We start from the raw sequence: 21,408 nt of genomic DNA on the forward strand, positions 1-21,408 counted from the left end.
CGTCACGGCGAAACGGCGTCCTCCGTCTCCTCCGTGTCCCAATCGCCAATGCGCCTGTTCTTGTACGAGTGGGTCACCGGCGGCGGGATGCTCGGCGCCGAGGGGCGGCCGCCGGAGTCGCTGCTGCGTGAGGGGCTGGCGATGGTGAGCGCGGCCGCGGACGACGCGCGTGCGGCTGGCCACACGCCGGTCGTGCTGCGCGACCTGCGGGCGCCGATGCTCTGGGCCGCCGGGGGCGAGTATTCCGAGGTCGCCAGCCGCGCCGAGCACGACGAAGCGTTCGACACGCTCGCCGCCGGGTGCGACGCCACGCTGCTCGTCGCGCCGGAGACCGACGGCGTGTTGCTCCGCGCCGCGCGGCGGGCCGAGCGGCGAGGCGCGCGGCTGATCTCGCCGGCGTCTGGTTTCGTCGACGTCGCGTCGGACAAGCACCGCACGGGGCAAGCGCTGGCGGCCGCCGGCGTGCCGACGCCCCGGGCGGTTGTGCTCGAGCCGGGGGCGATGCTCCCGAACGACTTTCCTTACCCGGCGGTGGTCAAGCCGCTGGACGGCGCGGGGTCGCAGGACACGTATGTCGTAAAGGCGCCGCACGACCGGCCGCCGGCGTACGCGTGGCCGTTGCGGTTGGAAGCTTACGCGGTCGGCGTGCCGGCGAGCGTCGCGGTGCTGGGCGTGGCCGGCGGGGGGGCGGCTGTCGCGCTGCCCGCGTGCCGCCAGCGGCTGTCGATCGACGGCCGGCTGAGCTACCTGGGGGGCTCGACCCCGTTGCCACAGGGGCTAGCGCGTCGCGCCGAGCGTTTGGCCCTCGACGCGGTATCCGCCGCCGGGCCGCTGGTCGGTTGGGCGGGAGTCGATTTGGTGCTCGGCGATGACCCGGACGGGGCCCTCGACCAGGTGATCGAGATCAACCCGAGGTTGACGACCTCGTTCGTCGGTCTCCGACGCGTCGTCCGCGGGGGACTGATCGACGCGATGATCGCGGCCGCAGCAGGCCGGGCGCCTGAGATCGAGGTCGACCCACGGCCGATCGCGTTCGACGCCGACGGCGCGGTCTACTGGGACTGACGCCGCCGTCCCTCACCGACGGACGCTCCGACTCCCCGCCGCAGGCACGCCGCCGTGAACCGCTCCGCACGACCCGCCCAGCGATCGCCGTCGCCGCGGTGGATCGGCTTGGACGTGGGGGGCGCCAACCTCAAGGCGGCCTTGTCGACCGGCGCGGCGTGGTCCGAGGCCTTCGAGCTGTGGAGGCGCCCCCTCCAGTTGGCCGACGCGATCGGCCGGCTGCTCACCGGGCCGGTCGCCGAGCCGGCCGCGGGGATCGCGCTGACGATGACGGGCGAGCTGGCCGATTGCTACCGAACGAAGGCCGACGGCGTGCGAGCGATTGTCGACGCCACGCGCTCCGCCGCGGCTGGCCGCCCGGTGCGTGTCGCGGCGGTCGACGACCGGTGGCTCTCGCCGGCCGAAGCCGCCGACACGCCCCACTTGGTCGCCGCGGCGAACTGGCGACTAGCCGCGCGGTGGTGCGCCGCCCGGTGGATCGATGGCGTGTGGGTCGACGTCGGCTCGACCACGGCGGACCTGATCGCCTTCGGCGGCGGCCGGGTCGAATCCCAGGGAGCGACCGACCCGGAGCGCCTGACGACGCGGGAGCTCGTCTACCAGGGGGTGGGGCGGACGCCCGTCTGCGCGGTGGTCCGCGAGCTGCCGCTACACGGACGCCCTTGCCCGGTCGCCGCGGAGCTCTTCGCCACGACCGCCGACGCGTGGGTGCTCCTCGGCGAGGCGCCCGAGGACCCCTCGACCGATCGGACCGCGGACGGCCGTCCCCTGACGAGGGCCTTCGCGCGGGAGCGACTGGCGCGGGTGGTCTGCGCCGACGGATCGTCGTTCACCGACGCCGACGCCCGCCACGCGGCCGCGGCGGTAGCGGAGGCTCAAGAGCGCGCCCTGTGCGAAGCGCTCGCCCTCCGCCCGCGGCGGGGGACGCTCGTCGTGTCGGGGGCCGGCGAGTTCTTGGCGTTGCGGGCCGCTGCGCGTGGCTGGGGTCAAGGCGTCCGGCGTATCTCGCATACGCTGGGAGAACCGGCCAGCCGCTGTTTCCCTGCCTACGCGGCGGCGGCACTCGCCGAACGCGAATCGGACTGAACCGAGATAGATGATCCCGAGATGGATGATCCTGAAGAACAGCAGGCCACTGTGGTCGTGAAAGTCGGCGGCAGCCTGCTCGCTACGCCGGGCGGGATCGCGGCAGTTGGCGTGTGGCTCGAAGAATCGGCCGCGCCGGGCGTGAGGCGGTTGCTGGTCGCCGGCGGCGGGCCGGTGGTCGACGGACTCCGGCGGGTCGATCAAGCGAACCCCTTGCCGGCTGAGCAGAGCCACTGGGCGGCGATCCGGTTGATGGACGCGAACACCCGTTTGCTCGCGGCTTGGCTGCCGGTGCTTCAAACATTCGACTGGCCAATCCAACCGGGCGACGGCGTAGGCGACGCGGCGGTCGGCGTGGTAGCGTGGCTCCGCGCTGACGAGCCGCGCCAGCCGGGCGAGCGGCTGCGGATCGGTTGGGAGACCACGAGCGACGCCATAGCGGCCCGCTTGGCGAGCGTTTGTTGCGCCGGGCTGGTGATCCTAAAGTTCGGCTGCACAACACGTTATGACTCGCTAGCAGCGGCGGCCGCGGCGGGCGTGGTCGACGGCCAGACGCCGCGCGTTGCGGGCGGGCTGCGGCGAATCGAAATCCTCTCGCTCAAGGCCCGCCCGCCCCACGAATCGCAAGCCGGGCAGGGCGCCAGCACGTTTTGCGTTTTTTCCCAAGGCAAAGCTTGACTAGGGGCGGGCCCTAGCGTTTACTGGTGGTGCGTCCGGCAGATCTGCGACCCGATCCCGAGTAAGACCTAACGAAGAGCGGCAATCTCACAGTCTCCCGCGGCCCCTAGTGGGCCCGCGATGAGGCTTGAGGTTGCCGCTCTTTTTTTGTGCCTGCTCGGCAAAAGCGGCGCAGCCTCGCGGGAGGCAACCGAACGGGGCCCGTCGGTGGGCGCCGCTCGCAACGACCGATCACCGAACTAAACAGCGCTAACGAACAAAGCGGCCATAAGACTTCCCTCCCCCGTGCACCCCCCAGGCGGCGCGCGGATGGTGGTTGTCTTGTGGCCGCTTTTTTTGTCGCTCCGCTCCTACCCCAGTTTGTTCCTCCTCCGCGACCACCTTCAGGCGCTGCCCGCAGCGTTGTCCCCGAAACAGAGAAACACCATGAAGCTGAAGACTTTGACACTCGCTCTGGCGGCTGTGCTCGTCGCCGCGACAGGCCAGGCGGCTACGATCAATGCGATCATCGGAAACTTCGACGTTGCGTTTGACGGTCAGAGCGGTGAGATCACCGACTTCAACCGCCCCAACGGCGGGAACCTCGACCCCGCCGAGTCGCGCACCTTCAGCTCGTTCGAGGTCGTGGTCGACGGCGTGAGCGAAGTGATGTTCATGAACCCGCCCGACGCGCTGTTCGGCGACCTTCTCGTGGACGGGCTCGGCCCAGCGCTGCAAATCAACAGCTTGGTCCAAAACGTCGGCGGAGACGGCGCCGATGGCTTCGGCTTCGACTTCTTCACGCCCGGCGGCGACGAACTGCGTATCGCGTTCGACGACATCAGCTACTCGCTGGTGACGACTCCGATCCCGAGCTTGAACTTCTTCACGTTCTTCGCGGACGCCAATGTCGTTTCGCAGAATCTGCCGAAGGAAATCCAGTTCGACGGGCCTGCCCTGCTGAGCTTCACCGCGACCAGGGTGATGGTCATGTCCGACGATGACGGCGCCAGCTCCGTGATCGCATCGGGTGTGATGACGGTCACCGGCGAAGGGACGATTATCCCCGAGCCGACCTCGGCCGCCCTCGCGCTGCTCGGCCTTGCCGGCGCGGTGCGGCGCCGCGTCTGACACGAGCGTGCGAGAGAGTCGCGATAGGAACAAACCAGCCCCGGCGAGCCGTCACGGCTCGTCGGGGTTTTTTTCTGCGCCGATCTCCAGCTCCGGGACCGGCGGCTGTTCTCGCGCGGGCCGATCGCCGAGCACCGCGTCGACCGGGCGCCGCTCGCCGTCGCGTTGGTAGTCGACTTGAACGGTCGCGCCCGCGTCGAGGCCGCTGAGCACCGCACGCAGGGCCCAGCAGGTCGGCACATCGTGACCATCAAGGGCCAGCAACACATCGCCCTCGGCCAAGCCGGCCTCTGCCGCCGGGCCCCCTTCGGCGAGGGACTCGATCCGGGCCGGGCTGCGGAGCGGGTCTTCGCGGGGGAAGCTCGCCCCCAGCCAGCCTTGGCGGACCGTTTCGCCGGCTGCCATCGCCGCCAGCCGCGCGTTGATCTGGGCCGTGGTCACCGCGAATCCGATCCCCGAGTCGTAGAGGTCCACGCCCCGCATGCCCGGCCCGGCTAGCGGCGTGAGAAGCCCGACCACGCGCCCATCGAGCGCGACAAGCGGGCCGCCGTAGTTGGTGGGCGACACGAGCGCGTCGGTCTGCACCGCGCGTCCGCCCAACCGACCGGTTGCGCTGACGATGCCGACGGTCGTCGTGGTCGACTGCCTGTCGTAGACACGACCGAACGCGACAACCGTTTCCCCGAGCCGCGCGTCGCGGCCGTCGATCCGCGGCGGCGCGTCGGATCCGGCGCCCGCCAGCCGCAGCAGCGCCAGCCGGCGGCTCTCGTCGCGTCCGACGACTTGGGCCGTTTGCTGCGCGCCGTCGGGCGTGAGGCAGAGGACCCCTTCGACCCCGTCGCCGAGGCCGTAAAGGCTGGTCAGCACCCAACCATCGCCCAGGTCGTACCCGGTCACCGGCGCGCCGGCCGCTCCGAGCGACTCGCCGCCGGCGCCGAAGTAGCGCAGTTGCACGACGCTCGGTTCGGTCGCTTCGACGACGCCCGCCACCGCTTCGGCGAGCGGGTCGGCCTGAGCGGCTGTCGTGCAGAAGAGGAGGGCCGCGACGCGGCTCGCCCGGAGGACGTTCATTAGCGTGGCTGGGTAAGCACAATCTCGACGATCTCCCCTTCGCGGAGCACCAGTAGTTCGATGGCGCCGGTCTGCCGCAGCGACTCGGCCGCCAGCCGGCGGGCCGCTTGGAGGGCGCCGGTCGACGCGCCGCCGACGGCCACGATCAGGTCGTCCGGCCGCAGGCCCGCGGTCTCCGCCGCGCTGCCGGGGGCGACCCCTTCGACGTAGGCGGGCGTCCGGGCCATGATCTCGGGGATCAAGAACACGCCGAACTCCTCGAACGGGCGCCGCGAGCTGTTGGCAACTTCGGCGCCGGTTTCCGCCGACGCCCCCGACGCGAGGCGCTCGAGCGCCCCGGCCACGGCGGCGGTGGGCAACGCGTAGTTGACCCACGCGCCGGTCGACTCGGCACGGCACTCGGCGCCGACCAGGCCGACCGCTTCGCCGGACTCGTCGAGCACCAGACCGCCCCCAGCGCCGGGGTTGCTCGTGACCGCGTCCAACAGCAGCACCGGCGTGCCCGGGGCGGGCGCGCCGATCGGGGGTCGGTTGGGGCCGCCCAGGGGGCCCCCGGCGAGCGGCATCGCGACGACGCCCGCCGATCTGGCCCGCTGCACGGTGACCGGCTCGGCGCCGGCCGCGATCTTGAACGCGTTGCTCAGCACCCAGAGCCTCTCGCCCCGCCGGGGCGCGTCGCGGGGTTGCAGATCGATCCAGGCAGGCGGCGGCTCGGTCGACTCCGAGCGCACCAGGGCCAGGCCGGTCAGTCGGTCGACCCCCTCGACTCTCCCCTCGTAACGGTCCCCCAGGGCGTCGACCAGCGCGACGGCGCCGCCGTCGAGCACCGGGCTGTCGATCGTAAGCAGAGCGCCCGTGTCGTCGATGAACACGCCGGTCTGGTAGCCCTCCAGGCCCGCGACCCCGCCTGCGCCGAAGAGCTTGACGACCGCGTCCTGGGCGTTGCTCACGACCGAGGCGGCCGGCGCGCCGCCGGCGTCGGTCGCTCTGGCCGGCGGCGACAGGCCGAGCACCGCTAACGCGGCGAGCGGCAGCAAGTGGTTCGCTCTCACGGGTTGGCCTCGGCCGGTGAGAGTTCCGCGAAGGTCCGATCGCCGACGGTGATCGCCATCGACGACAGCGGCGCGCCGGGCTGGGACGCGGCGCCGAGGTCGACACGCGTCGCGTCGAGCGCGGCGTCGCGCGATCCTTCGATCCCGCGGAGGCGGCCCGTCTGCGGCTCGAAGTACAGTTCGACCCGCAGCCCGTGGTGGGTGACTGCCAGCACGTCGTGGGGTTCGCCGAGCGCTTCCCACGGCAAGGCGCCGAGGGCCTCGACTTGGTCGAGCACGGCCGCTTCGCCGGCGGCCAACGTGCGCCAAACCCAGAGCGAGCCGAGCAACTCGGGCGCCGCCAACGGCGTGGCTTGCGTGGCCAGGTCGCGCGACGGATCGCAAGAGTACTCGCCGCGCGGAGAGAGCCACTCGGCGGACGATTCGGTCAGGCGGAGCTGGACGCCGACGCCCTGCGCGGCGTCGGCGTACCGACGGTCCACGGCGCCGACGACCGAGTCGACTCGGCAAGCGTCGACGAGTCGCTCGGTGGCGTCGCGGTTGGCCGCGTAGTTCGCGTAGCCGTCGCGCTGGCTGTAGAGGGCTTCGGGGGGCGCCTCGGGGGGGGGATCGCCCTCGGGGGTCATTTCGGCGACCGCGGCGATCAGCTCGCCGGGGGCGTGCAGCTCGCGGAGCCGCACCTCCGCTTCGTAAAGGCGGCCGTCGCGGCGGTACTCGATGCGTGTGCGCCAGCCCGCGGGCAGCACGCCGACGGCGTTGAGCAACGCGTTGGCGGTCGGGGTGTCGCGTCCCTCGACCGACACGACCTCGTCGCCGGCGCGTAGGCCCCGGCGGTACGCGTCGGACGCGGTCTCGATCGCGGTGACGATCGTCTGGGGCCCGCTGCGTGTCGCGACCGTCGCGCCGAGCGCGGCGTGGTCGGCGATCCTCCCGGCGCGGAGGCCCGGCACGAAGCGCATCACCTGGTTGATCGACACCGCGTAGCCCACGCCGACGTTGACACGGCCCCGCTTCTCGAACGACCCCCGCCCGTTGATCCCGATCAGCCGGCCGCTGCCGTCGAAGAGGGGGCCGCCTGAGTTGCCCGGGTTGATCGCGGCGTCGGTCTGCAGGCAGTCGGCGTACTCGAGCAGCGTGCCCGATGGGTACTGGTAGCGGTGCACCCCGGAGATGACGCCGGCGGTCACGGTCGGGCGGAAGTCTTCGGCGAGCAAGAAGGGGTTCCCGACGACCAGCGCCGGCTGGCCGACGGCGACCGTGTCGCTGTCGCCGATCTCGGCGGCGGGGAAGGGGCCCTCTCCGATGAGTTGCACCAGCGCGATGTCGCCGGTCGGGTCGAGGCCGAGCAGGACCGCGTCGTGCACGCGGCCGTCGCTCGTGGCGCACAGCATGAGCGCGCCGCAGGGGGCGGTCACGTGGAAGTTCGTCACGACGAGGCCGTCGTCGCTGATGATCACTCCGGAGCCGCCGTTGCCCGCGCTGCGCTCGAAGATCGCTACGGTCGAGCGGCAGACCCGCTCGATCACCTCCTGACGCTGCGATTCGATCGCCCGCACCTCCGGCGACAACCGCAGCGGGGGCGCAGCGCCGGCCGCCGTCGCGGCGAGCAGCGCCGCCATCATCATGCCAGCCACTGGCGAGCCGCTCATCGGATCACCCGGAGGTCGGCGAAGTGGACCCGGTCGCCGGTGTCCAGGTTCTCGCCGTAGCCGACACGGAGCGTCAGCTGGCGGGCCCCGTTCAGCGGCTCGTTGATCTCGATCGGGCGCGTCACGCCGCGGACTCTGGCGGCGACCAACTCACGGTCGTCGGCCCCGACCGTGACCTGCGCATCGCCGGCGCGGTAAGCCGCGGGATCGAGGCCGACGTAGCCCTTTAGGCGCTGGGCGCCGTCGGGCAGGGCGAAGCGGAGCGTCGTGCCGCTCTGCACGGCGACCCCGCTGCGATACGGCCGGACGACCCGGACGCCGGGCCACGCGCCGGGGAGCCGCGGGTCGGGGAAGTTCAGATGAAGAGGGCCGCCGTCGATCGCCGCGTTGAGCCGGAAGGCGTCTCCGCGGAACGGATCGGGCTGACCCGGGAAGTACGGGTTGTGCTGTTGGTCCAGCAGGCCGAGCTGCGACACCGGGGCGACCCGACCGGCCGACGCGTCGAGCGACACGACCGAGTCGATCGCCGCGGCGCCGTGGGACCCGTCCGATTCCCAGCGGAGTTCGTCGAGCCGATCGCACTCGATCTGGGCAGCGGCGATGTGGGAGCCGCCGGCGGTGTCGATCCAGTAGCCGGGCTGGGGCTCGGCCCGGTCGGCGGGGCGATAGAAGCGTAAGCCGGCGACGCGCTCCCACGGCACGTCGATCGCTTGGTCGGCGGCTTCGGCGTCCAGCGCGAAGCGGACTACGTCGGCGCTCAGTTCGAGGATGACCCCGTCGACCGCCTTGGGCGTGGGGCTGCGGCGACTGCGGACCCAGATGGTGTCGGCCGTCGATTCCGAGTCGCTCGCCGAGACCGCCTCGTCGAGGCGCCATGCCGCGATCGCCCCGAGGCGGACGACGGCTTCGTAGCTGTCGCCCGGTCCGGTCAGCCGGAGCTGTTCGCCGTCAATCTCGTAGCGCTCGTAGGCGAAAACCGCCCCATCGACCAGCGTCAGACTCCCCCGCGCGGCGCCGTTCGGCCCCTTTGGGTTTTGGAACTCGATCCGCAGAACCGACTCGGCCGGGGTGGAGATATGGGTGTCGCCGCGTAGTTGCACGTGGCGCTCGCCCAGCGCGACCAACTCGCCCACGTGCTGCTGGTCGATGGTCTCGACCGTGACGCGCGGCCCCTCCGCCGAGAAGGCCGCGCACCCCCAGCAGGCCGCGGTCAACGCGGCGACAATCGTCGGCAGTCGGCTGATAAGCGAGCGACGCATCGAACCGCCGGGCTTCAGGGGCGAGACTCGCGCGGCGCCTCGTCGGGGGGCGCCGCGAGCGTGCGGAAGTAGTCCTCTACTAGCGAACGGTAGTGCGGCGGGAAGTCCTTGGTAATCTCTTGGGTCAGTCTCTCTCGCTCGGCCGGCGGCAGCGCGCCCCAGGCGTCGCCGCTGACGAGCCGTTTGCGGTCAACCTCGCCGGGGCCTTTCAAATCGGAGGGGCGGCTCTCTTCGGCGGGATCGATCGATCCGCCTGGCCCGCCCTGTTGGGCGGCCGCTTGCTGCTGCTGCTGCTGGCGCTGTTGCTCTTCGAGGTCCTTGATGAGCTTGTCGAGCTCATCGAGGATTGTCCGCTGTTGCTCCTGCGTCGCTTCGCCGGCGCCGAGCTGGGCTAGCCGCCGCTCGACGTCGTGCATCCGCCGCGCGATATTAGGTATCGGCTTGGGCTGCTCTCGCAGTTCGGCCCGGATGGCGTCGAGCACCCAGGCCCGCGCGCGGCCGAGCGAGTCGGGCGGCGAAGGCTCTGCCAGCGTTTGGATCCGGGCGACGCATTGTCTCGCTTGCTCGTCGGCGACCGTCTGTCGGTAGGCGACCAATCGGAGGAACTCGCATAGCAGCGGCGAAAACGTCGCGCTCGGGTCGACGCCGTTGAGCCAGCGGATGCAATCGTCGTGCCGACGCTGCAGCGACAGCAGTTCTGCCGCCGCCAACCGCAGCGACGCGTGGCCCGCCTCGTCCGCGGTGAGCCAGCCCGGCGGCGAGCCGCCGAGCTCCTCCAAAGCGACCGCGTACCGCTGATCGGCCACACTCGCGAGGCGACGCAGCGGCTCGCCGAGCCGCGAAGCGGAGGGCGCCGAGTCGATCGCTTGTCGCCACTGGGTGGTGAGGGATGTCGAATCGGCGTCGCCTGAGGCGGTGAGCAACTGCTCGATTTCGCGGCTGGCCTGCTGGAATTCGGGCAGTTCCCGCCACGGCTCGGCGGCCCTCAACGGAGCGACGAGCAGCAGCGCCACCGCAAGCGTCAGGCGCCAGAAGCCTTGCGGCCGAGCAGCGGGCGGCGTGCTGGCCGAGAGACAGCCGGGGTTGCGGGGGAATGGCATCCCCGCACTATCCCTCGCACTGTGAAATCTCGCAACGTCACGGTCCGCGCTGGGCGACAGCAGCAGCGGCTTCGGCCAAGGCATCCTGCTGTCGCGCGAGCTCGGCGAGTTGCTCCCGAACGACCTCCTCGGAGGCCGATTTGGCCTGACCTGCGGCGAACCACAGCTCGGTTTGTCTCAACAGCCGAGCTTGCATCGCTCGGATGAGCCGCAGCTCGGCGAGCTGCGACGCCAGGCCTCGGTCGCCCGGCTGGCCGCCTTGCGGCGGGCCCTGGTTGCCGGCGTCTCGCTTTTGTTCCAGCTCGTCGAGCGACTGGTCGACCGCTTTGATGAGCTCGGCCAAAGCGTCGACGATCGTCTGCGTGAGGGCCTGGGTGGTCGCGTCGAATCGCGCTTGCCGCAGCCGCTTCTCCGTGACCTGCATGTCGCCGAGAGTCTGGGTCAGCGCCTGGTCGAAGATCAGCGACTTCCCGTCGGCCCGCACCACGCGGAGCGCCTGCTCCGCCGACGAGGCGACCGCCGCTTGGCGATCGGCGATCTTGGCCGCGGCGAGCTGCGCGGCGCGGCCGGCGTCGCCGGCTGGGTTGGCCACGCGCTGGAGGGTCTCGTTCAGCACGCCGGTCTCGGCTTCGTGCATGCGGCGGAACCTCTCGGCGAGCGACGCCAGGCGCCGTTGCTGCTCTTCCTCGCGGAGCTGCCGCAGGCGCTCCTCGGCCTCGCGTCCGGCGGCTTCGAGGTCGCGTTGCGCTTGGCGCTGGTCTTGTTGGGCGGTGTCGTCGTCGTTGGCGAACTTCTCGCCCGCTTGCCGCATCGACTGGGAGCTGGACTCGAGACGCCCCGAGATCGACGGCGCCTTTTCCGATGGCTCTCCCTCGCCTGGCGCGGCGCCCTGCTGGCCCGGCGGCTTGTCACCCGGCGGCTCGTCACCCGGCTTGCCCTCGCCGGGCGGCGCCTCGCCGTTCGGCTGGTCCTGGCCCGGTTGCCCCCGACCGTGTTGCGGCGCGCCGGCGAGGCGGTCGGCCTCGGCCGCGGGCTCGACCAGCCGCTCGACCTTCTCGGCTAGGCGCTCTTGCCGTTCGGCGATCGAAGGTCCTTCGCCGCGGGCGGCTCTCGCGCGTAGCGCGCGTTGCTCGCGCAGGGCGGCTCGGATGTCGCGTTGCAGGGCTTCCAGTCGCTGGCGCTCTTCTTCGCGGCGCGCCTCGCCGGGGTCGGCCATGACCAGCCGGAGCAGCTCTTCGAGTTGAGTGGCGAGCTCGGTCTGGTCGCGGCGGGCGGCCGCGTACCGTTCTCGCTCCAGCAGCCGGACGACCGCGTCGAAGCGGCCGCCCAGCCCCGCGGACCGGGCCTCGGCGATCGCGGCCCGCATCTGCTCCGCCCGAGCGGGGTCGGACGCCTCGACCGCGTCGGCGATCCGCAGGGCGAGGGTTTCTAGGCGTTGGTAGCCGACCGCCACCTGCTGCTGGTCCGCGGCGACCTCGCCGCGAGCGGTGGACGCCGCCACCAGCATCAAGATTGCGGCGGCCGCCGTGCGGCGTCGGGTTGCCAAGTGCATGTCGCGCCGGGTTGGGGGTGGGAGGGCGGAGGTCAATCGAGCAGCAAGCTGCGCGCCTGCTGAGACTGTGCCTGCGTGGTGCGTTGGTTGACGCGTCGTTGGTCGCGGATGAGGTCGCGCAGGAGGGCGACGACCTCGTTGTAAGTTTGCTGGGAGTCGAGCGCGGAGGCGACGCGGCGGATCGTCTCGGCGGCTCGCTGGGCCGAGTCCACGACCGCCGCCAGCGACGCGACCGACGTCGCGTCGGCGGCGATCCGCTCGGCTTCGGGCAAGTCGTCCTCGGCGACGCGTCGCAGCGGCGCCACGATCTCCGACGAGAGCCGGTCCACGAGCGCCGCTTGGTCGAGGCGGTTGTTGACCACCTGGCGCCGCAACCCGTCGGCGCGGCCGGCCGCCGCGGCCACGCTGGCCGCCGCCTTGCGGAGGTCGAGCTGCCGCTGGCTCGCCCAGCGGCCGGCGTCTTCTAGGGCGGGCGCGTCGTCTGCTTCTTCGGGCGTGGCCAGCCGGCGGCGGCGGAGGTCGGCCTCGTAGGCGACGCGCTCCACGTCCGCCAGCACCGCGCCGAGCGAAGTGCGTAGCTCCCGTTGGCTGTCGCCGATGCGGGCCAAGAGTTCCGACTCGGTAACCACCTCGAGCGTGATCGGCGCGCTGCGCGACGGGTCACGGGGACCGAGGTCGTAGCGGTCGGCGGCGAGCGCTTCGACCCGCAGGCGGTCGCCCGGGGCTAGCGAGAGTCGCCGCTCGGGATCGGCGGATCGCAGCGACAGCAGGTCGATCTCGACAGGCTGCTTGGCGGCGGCGGTGGCCGGTGTGGCGGCGTCGACGCGGAGCGTCTGTTCGCCACTCGTCAGCTCCACGGCTAGCCAGTCGAGTCCGTGGTCGTCGTCGACCGTGGCGACCAGCCCCACGAGCGCGTCGCGCGTTATTGCGCCTCCCACGCCGTCGAGCGTCAACGACACGCCCGGCGGCTCGTCCTTCGCGACCTCCAGCTCTAGCCTCACCGGCGAGAGGGCGATCCCGTCGGCGCCGACGCCTTCGATCACCAGTTCGGCCCGCTCAGTGAGCTCGCCGGCCTCGACCCGCAACGCCACGCCGCCGTCCGCCAGCTCGACCGCCGCAGCCGACGGTGGCCGGCCCTCGGAAGCGAGCTGCGCGTGAGCCGAAGCGAGCGGCTTGCTCGCGCCGGCTGCCAGCCGCACGCGCGAGCCCTCGGGGAGCGCGCCGAGGGTCGCCGACGTGGCCCTGACGGGAGGGCCGCCCAGATAGGCGGGCGGCTCGGCGATCAGTTGCAGGTCGGTCAGCTGGGGCCGGTCGGCCGCGACCAGGCGGAGCCGCAGGCGCGCGTCGCCGCCGCTGATGGCGTAGACCTGGTCTTGATCGACACGCTCCAGCCGCTGCCGGAAGCGGGACCGGTGGGTGTCGCCCGAGGGGCCGGTGGGGACCCGGGTCAGCGAGAACAGGCTTCCCCGCCGAGCTAACCGCTTCGCCCACAGCAACGCGGGCGGATCCTCCCCTTCGTCGACCGACGCGGTGACGAAGAACTCGGCTGGCTCGCCGCGGGGGGTGTGCCGGCGCCACTCGCCCGAGGGGGCGTGCCGCTCGAACCCCTCGGCGACGAGCCTCACGCGGCGCGGCCAAGGCTCGTCCGACAACGCGACGCGCCGGGCGAAGCATCCCGCCAGGTCGGGCCGCACCGCGACCAGCCCGGCGGCTGACAGGACGGTCACCAGCGCGAAGCCGACGAACAAGCTCTGACCCGCGGGTCGCACAAGGCGGACCTCTGCCAGCCGATCGGCCGCGGCTTCGGCCGACCGGATCGTCGCCGCCTGGAGCTTCGGCGCCGCCCGTTGGCTCGGCGATTCCAGCAGGTCCAAGCCGGTCGCGACGAGGTCCGCGTCGCGCGGGCGGTGGCGGTGCGCCAGGGTGAGCAGCTGGCGGTCGGTGAGCCGCCCGAACAGACGGTAAGCAGCGACGGCGCCCAGCCAGGCCAGGGCCCATCCCACCAGCAGCGCAAGCGCGCCCGCACGCAACGCAGGGCCCGGCTCGAGCAGGCGGTCCAGGATCAGCCAGGCCCAGCCCGCGAGGCCGACCGCGGCTGCCGCCTGCCAAGCGAGCCGTTTGGCGATCGCGGCACGGACCTGCCGGCGCAAGCGCGCCAAGCTGTGTCGGATGGCGGCGGCTGGCGCGGGTCCGGTCAACGCAGGGGCTGCTGTTGTTTTTGGCTGTGGGATCAGGCCAACCGCCACAGTCGGCGGAGCGACCACTCTATCAGCAACGCGCCGGCCATCACTCCCAACGACCATTGGGCGACCCGGCGGGCGAACCGCTCGTCGGGTGGCCCTAGCTCGACGGAAGTTTCGGCGGCCGAAGGAGTCGCGGCGGCGAGCCGGTCGAGGCGCTGCGGCGCGTCGACGTCGGCCAAGTCGATGTAGACCCCGCCGGTCGATTCGGCGAGCTCACGCAGCAGGGCGGCGTTCTGCACGGTGGTCTCGCTTTCGAGCGAGGGCAGGGTCACCTCGGCGGTGGCGGAGAGCACGTCGCCGAGCGGCGTACGCAGGGCCGCCGTGTAGCGTCCGGTCTTCTCGGGCCGGAGCGTAGCCGCGTACGCGCCCGGCTCGTCCGCTACAGGGTCGAGCGGCGTTTCGGTTGGGGGCGAATCGTCGACCGACAGCCGGGCGACGAGGCTCGGCGGCGCCTCGCCCGGTGTGCGGTCGATGAACCGCAAGCGGAGCGGCTCGCCGAGGCTGTAGCGTTGGCGGTCGAACAGCAGAACGCCGGCGGCCGCTGCGCCCCGCAGCCGCCCCTGCGAGATGTGCCGCAACAGGCCGGTGTGCAGCTCGGTGAACCAGGCCGGGTCGACCGTGCGTAAACGCCAGGTCTCCGGCGCGCCCAGATAGACGACGCGGCCCGCTCCGTAGAAGCCTTCCACGAGCAGCGGCGGCGCGTTGTCTTGCTCGCCCAGGCGAGCGAGCACCGTCGCGCCGGGCTTCGGCTCCGCCGGCGGGAGCGAGGCGTAGAAGCCGGGGAACTCCTCCCACAGGGAGTCGCTGTCGGAGGACGCGCCCCGGCCGGCGAGCCAGCCGAGCTGCTCGCCGGGCCGCGTGAGGGCGACCGGCTCGGGGTCGCGGTTTGGGGTGATCGCGTCGTTCAGCGCGAGCGGGTCGTCGCGCAGGGCGACCGGCACGAGCGTGCGCAACGGAGCGGCCAACCCACTCCGCAAGCTGGGCATCAGCCCGACCCTCCCGGCGACGACCACCAGGCCCCCGCCGCCGCGTGAAACCCATTGCGACAGGGCGCCGAGCGACCCGTCGTCGACGCGACGCCAGTCGACGTCGATCGCGACCACGGCGTCGTACGGGTCGAGCTCGTCGGCCGTTGTGGGAAAGGCATCGAGCACCCGGTTGGCGTCCTGAGTGATCGCGCCGGCGGCCGACTGCAGCAGCACATCGGCCTCGAACTGGTCGTCGCGGAAGAGCTGATCGCGGAGGAAGCGGTAGTCGCGGCTTGGCCCGCTCGCGGCGAGCAGCACGCGCGTCGGTTGGTCGATCAGCTCGACCACCGCACGCATCGTTTGGCCGGCCGCGTCGGCGCCGGACGGGTCGACGAGCTCGGCGACGATAACGTGCCGGCCCGGACTCGCGCCCTGCAGCTCGACTTTCTTGCTCACGAGGCCCCCTTGGCTCGGCGGAGAGAGCGACACCGACTCTTCGGCCACGCGCGGCCCTGTTGAGTCGTCGACCGCGAGCGGCGCGAGGGAGATAGCGACATCGATCTCGTTACCCTCAGCGGCGGCCCGCTGATTAGTCGCGACCGTCACCGAAACGCTGAAGCGGTCGCCCACCGCCGCGCGGCTGGGCGCGGCGAGGTCGCGGAGTTCGGTCCGCGGCGGCTCATCCCGCGGGCCCACGCCGATCGTGTGGACCGGCACGCCGCGCGCGAGGGCGGCCGGCGCGGCTTCTCTCGGGTCGCTCCCGGCGTTCCACCCCCCGTCGGTCGCGACGAAGACCGCCGCCAGGGGAGTCGCCGAGTGGTCGGCGAGAACCTGCTCGAGCGCCGCGCCCAGACGGGTCGCATCGGCGCCGGGTGGCTCGTCGCCGTAGGCAAGCGACGCGGCGAACGCCGCCGCGCGGGGCGTGTGGTCGGGCCGGAGCAAGCGATCGACCCGGCGGAGGGCCTCCTCGGCGGCGTCGCCCCGCGTCGCGCCGGACGCGTCGCTCGCCGGTAGCCGCATGCTCGCGCTGTGATCGCTCAGCAGCACGACGCGCGACGGCTCGACACGCGGCGTCACGCTGCGTCGCTGCGGTTCGACCAGCAGCGTCGCCAGGGCCGCGATGGCGATCAGCCGCAGCGCCAGCAGCAGCAACCCCCCCCGCCGCAGCGCCGGCCGCTCGCGCAACCAGCAAGCGACCGCCGCTCCGCACGCGGCCAAAGCGAGCACGAGGATCACCGACAGCCACGCCGGGTTGTCGAGCAGGAGCTCCCACCCCAAGCCGTCGTAAACGACAGCCGCTCCGCCCTCCGGCAACCCGTTCATCGCCCCCTCCGCGGCGCGGGGACGGCGTCGGTCGCCACGTGGCTCGACCGGTAGGCCAGCACACGCTCGGCGGCGAGCAGCAGCAGCAGCGCGGCCGCCAGGGCGTACTCGAACACGCGGCTTTGCGGCGCGTCTTCTTCGCGGAAGAGCTCGTCGGCCACGGCCACGCGCGCGACGTCGGCGAAGCGACGCCGCAGCTCCTCGAGCGGGGGCGCCCTGAGGTCGCTCTCGCGCGGGTCGACGTCGGCCGAGAACGGCGCCTCCTCGACCCCGCCGACCACGCGGCGGTACACGCCCGGCTCGGCCGGCGACAGCGGCGCGCCCGGGCCGAGGCCCGCGGCGGGCGTCGGGTCGCCGCTGTCGTTGAGCCGGAGCAGCGTGTCGCGTGGCGAGTCGGCGCCGACGGCTCCGGCGCCGATTGTCTCGGCCGGTGGCCGCAGCCGCTGCTGCGAGAGCCAAGCGACGAGGTCGTTCGCCAGCACCGGGAAGACCGGCAGCGCGGCCAGGTTGGTCCACGGCGGCCCGTCCGGTTCGCTCGCCGCGGCAGTCGTTAGGAGCGTGATCACGCGGCCCCGGGCGTGCTGCGACTCGACCATGAGCGGCGACCCGTCGACCATTTCCACGATTGACTCGCTCGTGGCAGAGGATCGCTCGGACACCTGCCGGAGCGGCTGCGCGGCGCCGTCGGACTCAAGCTTGCGGAAGGCGAGCACGTGGACCAATGGCAAGAAGCTGTTCCGCTCGCCCCGAAGCACCCGCACGGCGGGGTGGTCGTTGGCGGTCAGCACCGCTTGGCCGGGATCGACCGGCGGCGGCGAGGTGGGCGGTCCCAGTTTCGCGCGGCCCCCCACCGAGCGCCAGAAGAGGTCAAACCACTCCGCATCGGTCTGCGGCCCCGCGACCACGAGGGCGCCGCCTCCCGTGGCGACGTACCGCTCCAGGCGGCGGATCTCTTGGGCGGAAAGTCGCTGCTTGTCGAGCACGAGCACGGCGGCGGCGTCGGTGAGGTCCTCGTCGGTCAAGCGCGAGCGGACGTGCGGCGCCCAACCGCTGCGGCTCGACCCGGTGGGGCTCAACGCGGCGGAGAAGACCCGGGCCTCGGCGTCGGCGCCATCGTCTGCCAACAGAAGCACCGGCCGGGCGGCTGCGGTTTCGATCGCCAGCCACCGACGGTTGTCCGCCTGGAGGGCGTCAGCGCCGATCGACGCGGCGACCGCGTGCACGCCCTCGCCCGGCAGGCGGACGGGGGCTTCGATCGCGCGCCGGCCGCGTGGATCGAGCGGGCCGGCTTCGATGGTGGCGAGCGGTGCGCCGTTGCGCTCGATCGTGACCGGCGTCGGGCCGACGGCCGAGTCGCTGTCGTTGACGAGCTCGATCCGCAGCCGCTGCTCAACACCGGCCGCGCGGGGTCCCGGTTCGAGTTCGAGCGACTCGATCGCCAAGTTGGTCGCACCGGCCCCGCCCACGGTCGCCAGGACCACACCGCTCACGAGGTTGGACAGCCTCTCGACCGACGACGACCAGCCGGTCGCCGCGTCGTGGTCGGGGCCGGCGAAGTCGGAGAAGAGGTAAGCGTACCCCGGGCCGCCCTCGGCGCGATCGGCGAGGCGTTGCGCGATCAGGTCCAACGCGTCGGCCGGACCGCCCGAAGCGTAGCTGGGTCGCCAAGTCGACGGGGCCGGCGGCGCGGCGCCGCCGGTTGCCGGCTCGGTGGCGGCGAGCACGTCGGGCCTGCGTTGTGTCAGCAGGTCGGTGTAGCGGACGACCTCGACCCGGTCGCCGTGCCGCTCGGCGGACTCCGCGAGCCGCTGGATGGCTTGGGTGGCTCGGCGCCAGGCGTCGGCCTCGGCGCCTTGGCTACGCATCGAGGCCGTGTCATCGAGCAGCACGTAGTGCGTCGCCGGCGCGGCGCCGAACCACCCGTCTAGCAGGCCGGTCGTGCGTGGGCCCGCGGCCAGCAGGCCGGCGGCGGCCACCGCGAGCACACGGCTGGCGAGCAGCAACCACTCCGTGAGGCGCACCCGCGTCTTGTTGCGTCGGTCGCTTGCGAGGAGGAAATCCATCGCGGCCCACGGAACCACCCGCCGGCGGCGGCGGTTGAGCAGGTGCACGATGATCGGGCCGAGCGCGAGCGCGGCGCCGACAGCGGCAAGCGTGGGGAAGACGAACGTCACGGCAAGCGGTTCGAGGGGACGCGGCGCGAGTCAACGCCGGCGGTTGCGGCCGCGGCTGGTCAGCAGCGCCGCGAGCACCGCGTCGAGCGGCTCGCTGGTGCGGATCAACCGGTGTTCTGCGCCGTGCCGGGCGCAAGCGGACTCGATGGCCTGTTGGTGCCGCGCGAGCGCGGCGAGGTACTCGCCCCTTAGGGCGCGGGGGTTGGCGTCGAGCTGCGCGCCCCCTTCGAGCCCAACGAAGCGGGTCGCGCCCTGGAGGGGGAAGTCGATCTCGTCGTCGCTGAGGGTCTGGAGCACGAGCGTGTCGACGCCCTTCGAGGCGAGCATCGCGAGCCCCCCGTCGAGGCGGTCGAGTGGGGCGAGCAGGTCGGACAGCAGCACGACCACGCTGCGCCGGGCCGCGGCCTCGGCCGTGCTCGCTAGGATCGACGCGAGGTCGGTCTTGGCGGCCGCGCCGGGGGATTCCAGCGAGCGTGAGAGGAGGTCGGCGATCGTCGCGACGTGGGAGCGATCGGTGCGGAGCGGCGCCTCGGCCAGGACGCGATCGGAGAACACGCGGCAGGCGACGGCGTCGTGCTGGCTCACGAGCAGGTACGCCAGCACGCACGCGGCGGTCGCGGCGTACTCGTGCTTGGACATCGCGTCCTGCGCGCCGCGGAAGCTCATGCTGGCGGACGCGTCGACGAGCAGCGTGGCCCGCAGGTTGGTTTCCTCTTCGTACTGTTTCACGTAGAGCCGGTCTTGCCGGCCCCAAACTTTCCAGTCCACGTGCCGCAGGTCGTCGCCGGCGGTGTACTCGCGGTGCTCACGGAACTCGAGCGACCGGCCGAGGAACGGGCTGTGGTGCCGCCCGGTGAGGAAGCCGTCGACGACTCGCGCGGCGCGGACCTCGAGCCGGCCGACACGCCTGAGCACGTCGGGGAGCGACGGGCCGCCGGCCCGATCAACCTGCGAGGACGCCGCGGAAGCGGGGGTCATTGCGGAGGGTCTCGTCACGCGTGGGGGTGGCGCCGAGCAGTTCTTCGATCACGTCGTCGGGCGACAGGCCCTCGCTCTCGGTCTGGAAGTTCAGCAGCAGGCGGTGCCGGAGCACGGGCTTGGCGAGCGCGGTGAGGTCGTCCATCTCGACGCACGGCCGGCCGGCCATCAGCGCGCGGGCCTTCGCGCCGAGGATCAGGAACTGGACCGCGCGCGGCCCCGCGCCCCACGCGAGCCGCCCGGCCGCGTCGGGCGCCGCGTCGGGCTCGCCGACACGCGACCCGCGGACCAGCGCGACCGTGTAGCGCACCAGGTCGTCGCCGATGGGCGTCTGACGCACGAGGCTCTGCAGCGCGACGATCTCTTCGGCCGAGGAGACCGGCTCGATCTCGGCGAACTCGCCGACGGTCGTGCGCCGGGCGACCTCGATCTCTTCTTCGAACGTCGGGTACCGGACCAGGGCCTTGAACATGAAGCGGTCCTGCTGCGCCTCGGGCAGCGGGTAGGTCCCTTCTTGCTCGATCGGGTTTTGGGTTGCGAGCACAAAGAAGGGATTGCCGATCTCGCGACGCACCCGGCCCACGGTGACCTGCCGTTCTTGCATCGCCTCGAGCAGCGCGGCTTGGGTCTTTGGCGGGGTGCGGTTGATCTCGTCGGCGAGGATCACGTGCGAGAAGATCGGACCGGGCAGGAACCGCAGGTCCCGCCGGCCGGTAGCCCGGTCCTCTTCGATGATCTCGGTGCCGAGGATGTCGGCGGGCATCAGGTCGGGCGTGAACTGGATGCGGCTGTACGTGAGACCGAGCGACTTTGCGAGCGAGCTGATGAGGAGCGTCTTGGCCAAGCCCGGCGCCCCTTCCAGCAGGCAGTGGCCCCGGCACAGCATCGCGATCAGCAGCAGATCGATCACGCCCTCTTGCCCCACGATCAGGCGGGCGAGCTGCTCGCGGATGCGGTTGGTCGTGTCGCGGAGGCGGGCCGCGTCGTCGGCGGTGGATTCGTCGGGCACCGTGTTTCTCGTTCAGCCGGGAGGGGGGGCGGGTCGCGGGCTTACCGCTGGTAGATCGGCAGGCACGCGTTGTCGAGCTGCAGGATGATCAGGTTCAGCGCGGTCGTATACACCGGGCCGATGTACCCCTGGTTCCATCGGTAACCGGGCCCGCGCGGCGTGTCGACCGGCGTGGCTTGTGCGATCAGCTTCGCGTAGGTCTGGCGGCGGTACTCGTCCCACTGCTCGGGCTCTCGGTAGAGCACCTGCGAATAGTAGAAGTGCGCGTAGTGCCAGTGGCCGTGCGAGCCGGTGTCGTCGGCGCCCAGGTGGGTCTCGCAGTACTGCTTCATGCGGGGCACGTAGTTGTCGTCGTACTGGCCCGCGTCGTAGAGGCACGCGAGCGCCGCGGCGGTGATCGCCGGCCGGCCGTTGCCCCCCTTGGTGCTGTACTGCACACCGCCGTCCTTGAGCGTGCAGCCGTGGATGTAGGCGACCGCCTTGTCGACGATCGACTTCGGGACCGGCACGCCCGCGTTGCGGCAACCGCGTAGGCCCTGGACCTGCGTGACGGTGGTGGAGCCCTCGTCGAAGCCGTTGCCGTCGCGCGCGCTGACGTAGCCCCAGCCGCCCGCCACGGTCTGTGCTTTGCCGGTGAACTCGACCGCGGCGCTGAGCACGCGGAGGATCTCTTCGCGTCGCTTGGCGTCTTCTTCCTCGCCGAGCACCTGCGAGAGGAACAGCATGCTGAAGCCATGCCCGTACGTGTAGCGGTCGTCGCGGAGCGGATCGCCGATCAGGCCGTTGGGGCGGGCTTGGCTGATCAAGTAATCGACCGCACGGCGCAGCTCGGGGGCGTACTGGCCGCCGCTGGGAGTCGAGCCCTCGGACAGCAACGCGATGCCCGCCAGCGCGGTCATCGCGGCCGGGTAGCGGCCGCCGGCGTCCCAAGAGCCGAGGCGGCTCTGCGTGGCGGCAAGCCACCGGAGCCCCCCGTCGGTCACGCGGGCCGCGTCGGCGGCGGGGGCCGAGGCCGTCAGGGCGAACGCGAAGGGCAGGGCCAAGAGCGACGCCGCTCGAGGCGCGGGGAGGCGGGAGAGCATGCCCCTACT

16 protein-coding genes are annotated in these 21,408 nt (G+C 72.2%); 4 read left to right on the plus strand and 12 right to left on the minus strand.

The genetic code is table 11. The features are described 5' to 3' along the window. Nucleotides 1–48: 48 nt before the first annotated feature. The 4 genes from RIC11_RS11845 (at nucleotide 49) to RIC11_RS11860 (ending at nucleotide 3,939) form a co-directional block, all read left to right on the plus strand. The gene (locus RIC11_RS11845) at nucleotides 49–1,065 is read left to right on the plus strand and encodes an ATP-grasp domain-containing protein (RefSeq protein ID WP_350211475.1); all 1,017 of its coding nucleotides are present in this window, start codon (nucleotides 49–51) and stop codon (nucleotides 1,063–1,065) included. A 54-nt stretch (nucleotides 1,066–1,119) separates the two neighbouring features. Beyond that, on the plus strand, nucleotides 1,120–2,151 hold the full coding sequence (locus tag RIC11_RS11850; RefSeq protein WP_350211476.1) for a hydantoinase/oxoprolinase family protein: 1,032 nt from the start codon (nucleotides 1,120–1,122) through the stop codon (nucleotides 2,149–2,151). A 21-nt stretch (nucleotides 2,152–2,172) separates the two neighbouring features. After that, nucleotides 2,173–2,829 carry an amino acid kinase family protein gene (locus RIC11_RS11855; protein ID WP_350211477.1) on the plus strand — a complete coding sequence of 219 codons (657 nt, stop codon included), beginning with the start codon at nucleotides 2,173–2,175 and terminating at the stop codon, nucleotides 2,827–2,829. Nucleotides 2,830–3,255: 426 nt separating this feature from the next. Next, a complete protein-coding gene (locus tag RIC11_RS11860) occupies nucleotides 3,256–3,939 on the plus strand; it encodes a hypothetical protein (RefSeq protein WP_350211478.1) in 684 nt (227 codons plus the stop codon). A 51-nt stretch (nucleotides 3,940–3,990) separates the two neighbouring features. Here the strand turns inward: RIC11_RS11860 and RIC11_RS11865 are convergent, their stop codons facing one another. The 12 genes from RIC11_RS11865 to RIC11_RS11920 all read right to left on the minus strand — a co-directional run bounded on the left by RIC11_RS11865 (nucleotide 3,991) and on the right by RIC11_RS11920 (nucleotide 21,399). Next, nucleotides 3,991–5,010: a S1C family serine protease gene (locus tag RIC11_RS11865; protein WP_350211480.1), complete on the minus strand. Its 1,020-nt coding sequence runs from the start codon at nucleotides 5,008–5,010 to the stop codon at nucleotides 3,991–3,993. After that, nucleotides 5,010–6,062: a trypsin-like peptidase domain-containing protein gene (locus RIC11_RS11870; protein ID WP_350211482.1), complete on the minus strand. Its 1,053-nt coding sequence runs from the start codon at nucleotides 6,060–6,062 to the stop codon at nucleotides 5,010–5,012. Before RIC11_RS11870 ends, RIC11_RS11865 begins: the two co-directional genes overlap by 1 nt. Next, nucleotides 6,059–7,711 (minus strand): S1C family serine protease, encoded by a 1,653-nt coding sequence (locus RIC11_RS11875; RefSeq protein WP_350211484.1) that lies wholly within the window; start codon nucleotides 7,709–7,711, stop codon nucleotides 6,059–6,061. Before RIC11_RS11875 ends, RIC11_RS11870 begins: the two co-directional genes overlap by 4 nt. After that, complete coding sequence (locus RIC11_RS11880) at nucleotides 7,708–8,970, minus strand: NPCBM/NEW2 domain-containing protein (protein WP_350211486.1); 1,263 nt, start codon at nucleotides 8,968–8,970, stop codon at nucleotides 7,708–7,710. The genes RIC11_RS11875 and RIC11_RS11880 overlap by 4 nt, the downstream gene beginning before the upstream one ends. Nucleotides 8,971–8,984: 14 nt before the next feature. Further along, nucleotides 8,985–10,070, minus strand: a complete 1,086-nt coding sequence (locus tag RIC11_RS11885) for a hypothetical protein (protein ID WP_350211488.1) — start codon at nucleotides 10,068–10,070, stop codon at nucleotides 8,985–8,987. A gap of 37 nt (nucleotides 10,071–10,107) precedes the next feature. Beyond that, nucleotides 10,108–11,622: a collagen-like protein gene (locus RIC11_RS11890; protein WP_350211490.1), complete on the minus strand. Its 1,515-nt coding sequence runs from the start codon at nucleotides 11,620–11,622 to the stop codon at nucleotides 10,108–10,110. A 32-nt stretch (nucleotides 11,623–11,654) separates the two neighbouring features. Continuing rightward, complete coding sequence (locus RIC11_RS11895; protein ID WP_350211491.1) at nucleotides 11,655–13,781, minus strand: hypothetical protein; 2,127 nt, start codon at nucleotides 13,779–13,781, stop codon at nucleotides 11,655–11,657. A gap of 71 nt (nucleotides 13,782–13,852) precedes the next feature. Then, nucleotides 13,853–16,156 (minus strand): vWA domain-containing protein, encoded by a 2,304-nt coding sequence (locus tag RIC11_RS11900; protein ID WP_350211493.1) that lies wholly within the window; start codon nucleotides 16,154–16,156, stop codon nucleotides 13,853–13,855. Beyond that, the gene (locus tag RIC11_RS11905) at nucleotides 16,153–18,330 is read right to left on the minus strand and encodes a BatA domain-containing protein (RefSeq protein ID WP_350211495.1); all 2,178 of its coding nucleotides are present in this window, start codon (nucleotides 18,328–18,330) and stop codon (nucleotides 16,153–16,155) included. Before RIC11_RS11905 ends, RIC11_RS11900 begins: the two co-directional genes overlap by 4 nt. A 30-nt stretch (nucleotides 18,331–18,360) precedes the next feature. Then, complete coding sequence (locus tag RIC11_RS11910; RefSeq protein ID WP_350211497.1) at nucleotides 18,361–19,308, minus strand: DUF58 domain-containing protein; 948 nt, start codon at nucleotides 19,306–19,308, stop codon at nucleotides 18,361–18,363. Then, a complete protein-coding gene (locus RIC11_RS11915) occupies nucleotides 19,274–20,317 on the minus strand; it encodes an AAA family ATPase (protein WP_350211499.1) in 1,044 nt (347 codons plus the stop codon). The genes RIC11_RS11910 and RIC11_RS11915 overlap by 35 nt, the downstream gene beginning before the upstream one ends. Before the next feature lie 41 nt (nucleotides 20,318–20,358). Further along, the gene (locus RIC11_RS11920) at nucleotides 20,359–21,399 is read right to left on the minus strand and encodes a prenyltransferase/squalene oxidase repeat-containing protein (RefSeq protein ID WP_350211500.1); all 1,041 of its coding nucleotides are present in this window, start codon (nucleotides 21,397–21,399) and stop codon (nucleotides 20,359–20,361) included. Nucleotides 21,400–21,408 lie beyond the last annotated feature (9 nt).

This window comes from Botrimarina sp. (assembly GCF_040219535.1).
In the GTDB taxonomy this organism is placed as follows: domain Bacteria; phylum Planctomycetota; class Planctomycetia; order Pirellulales; family Lacipirellulaceae; genus Botrimarina.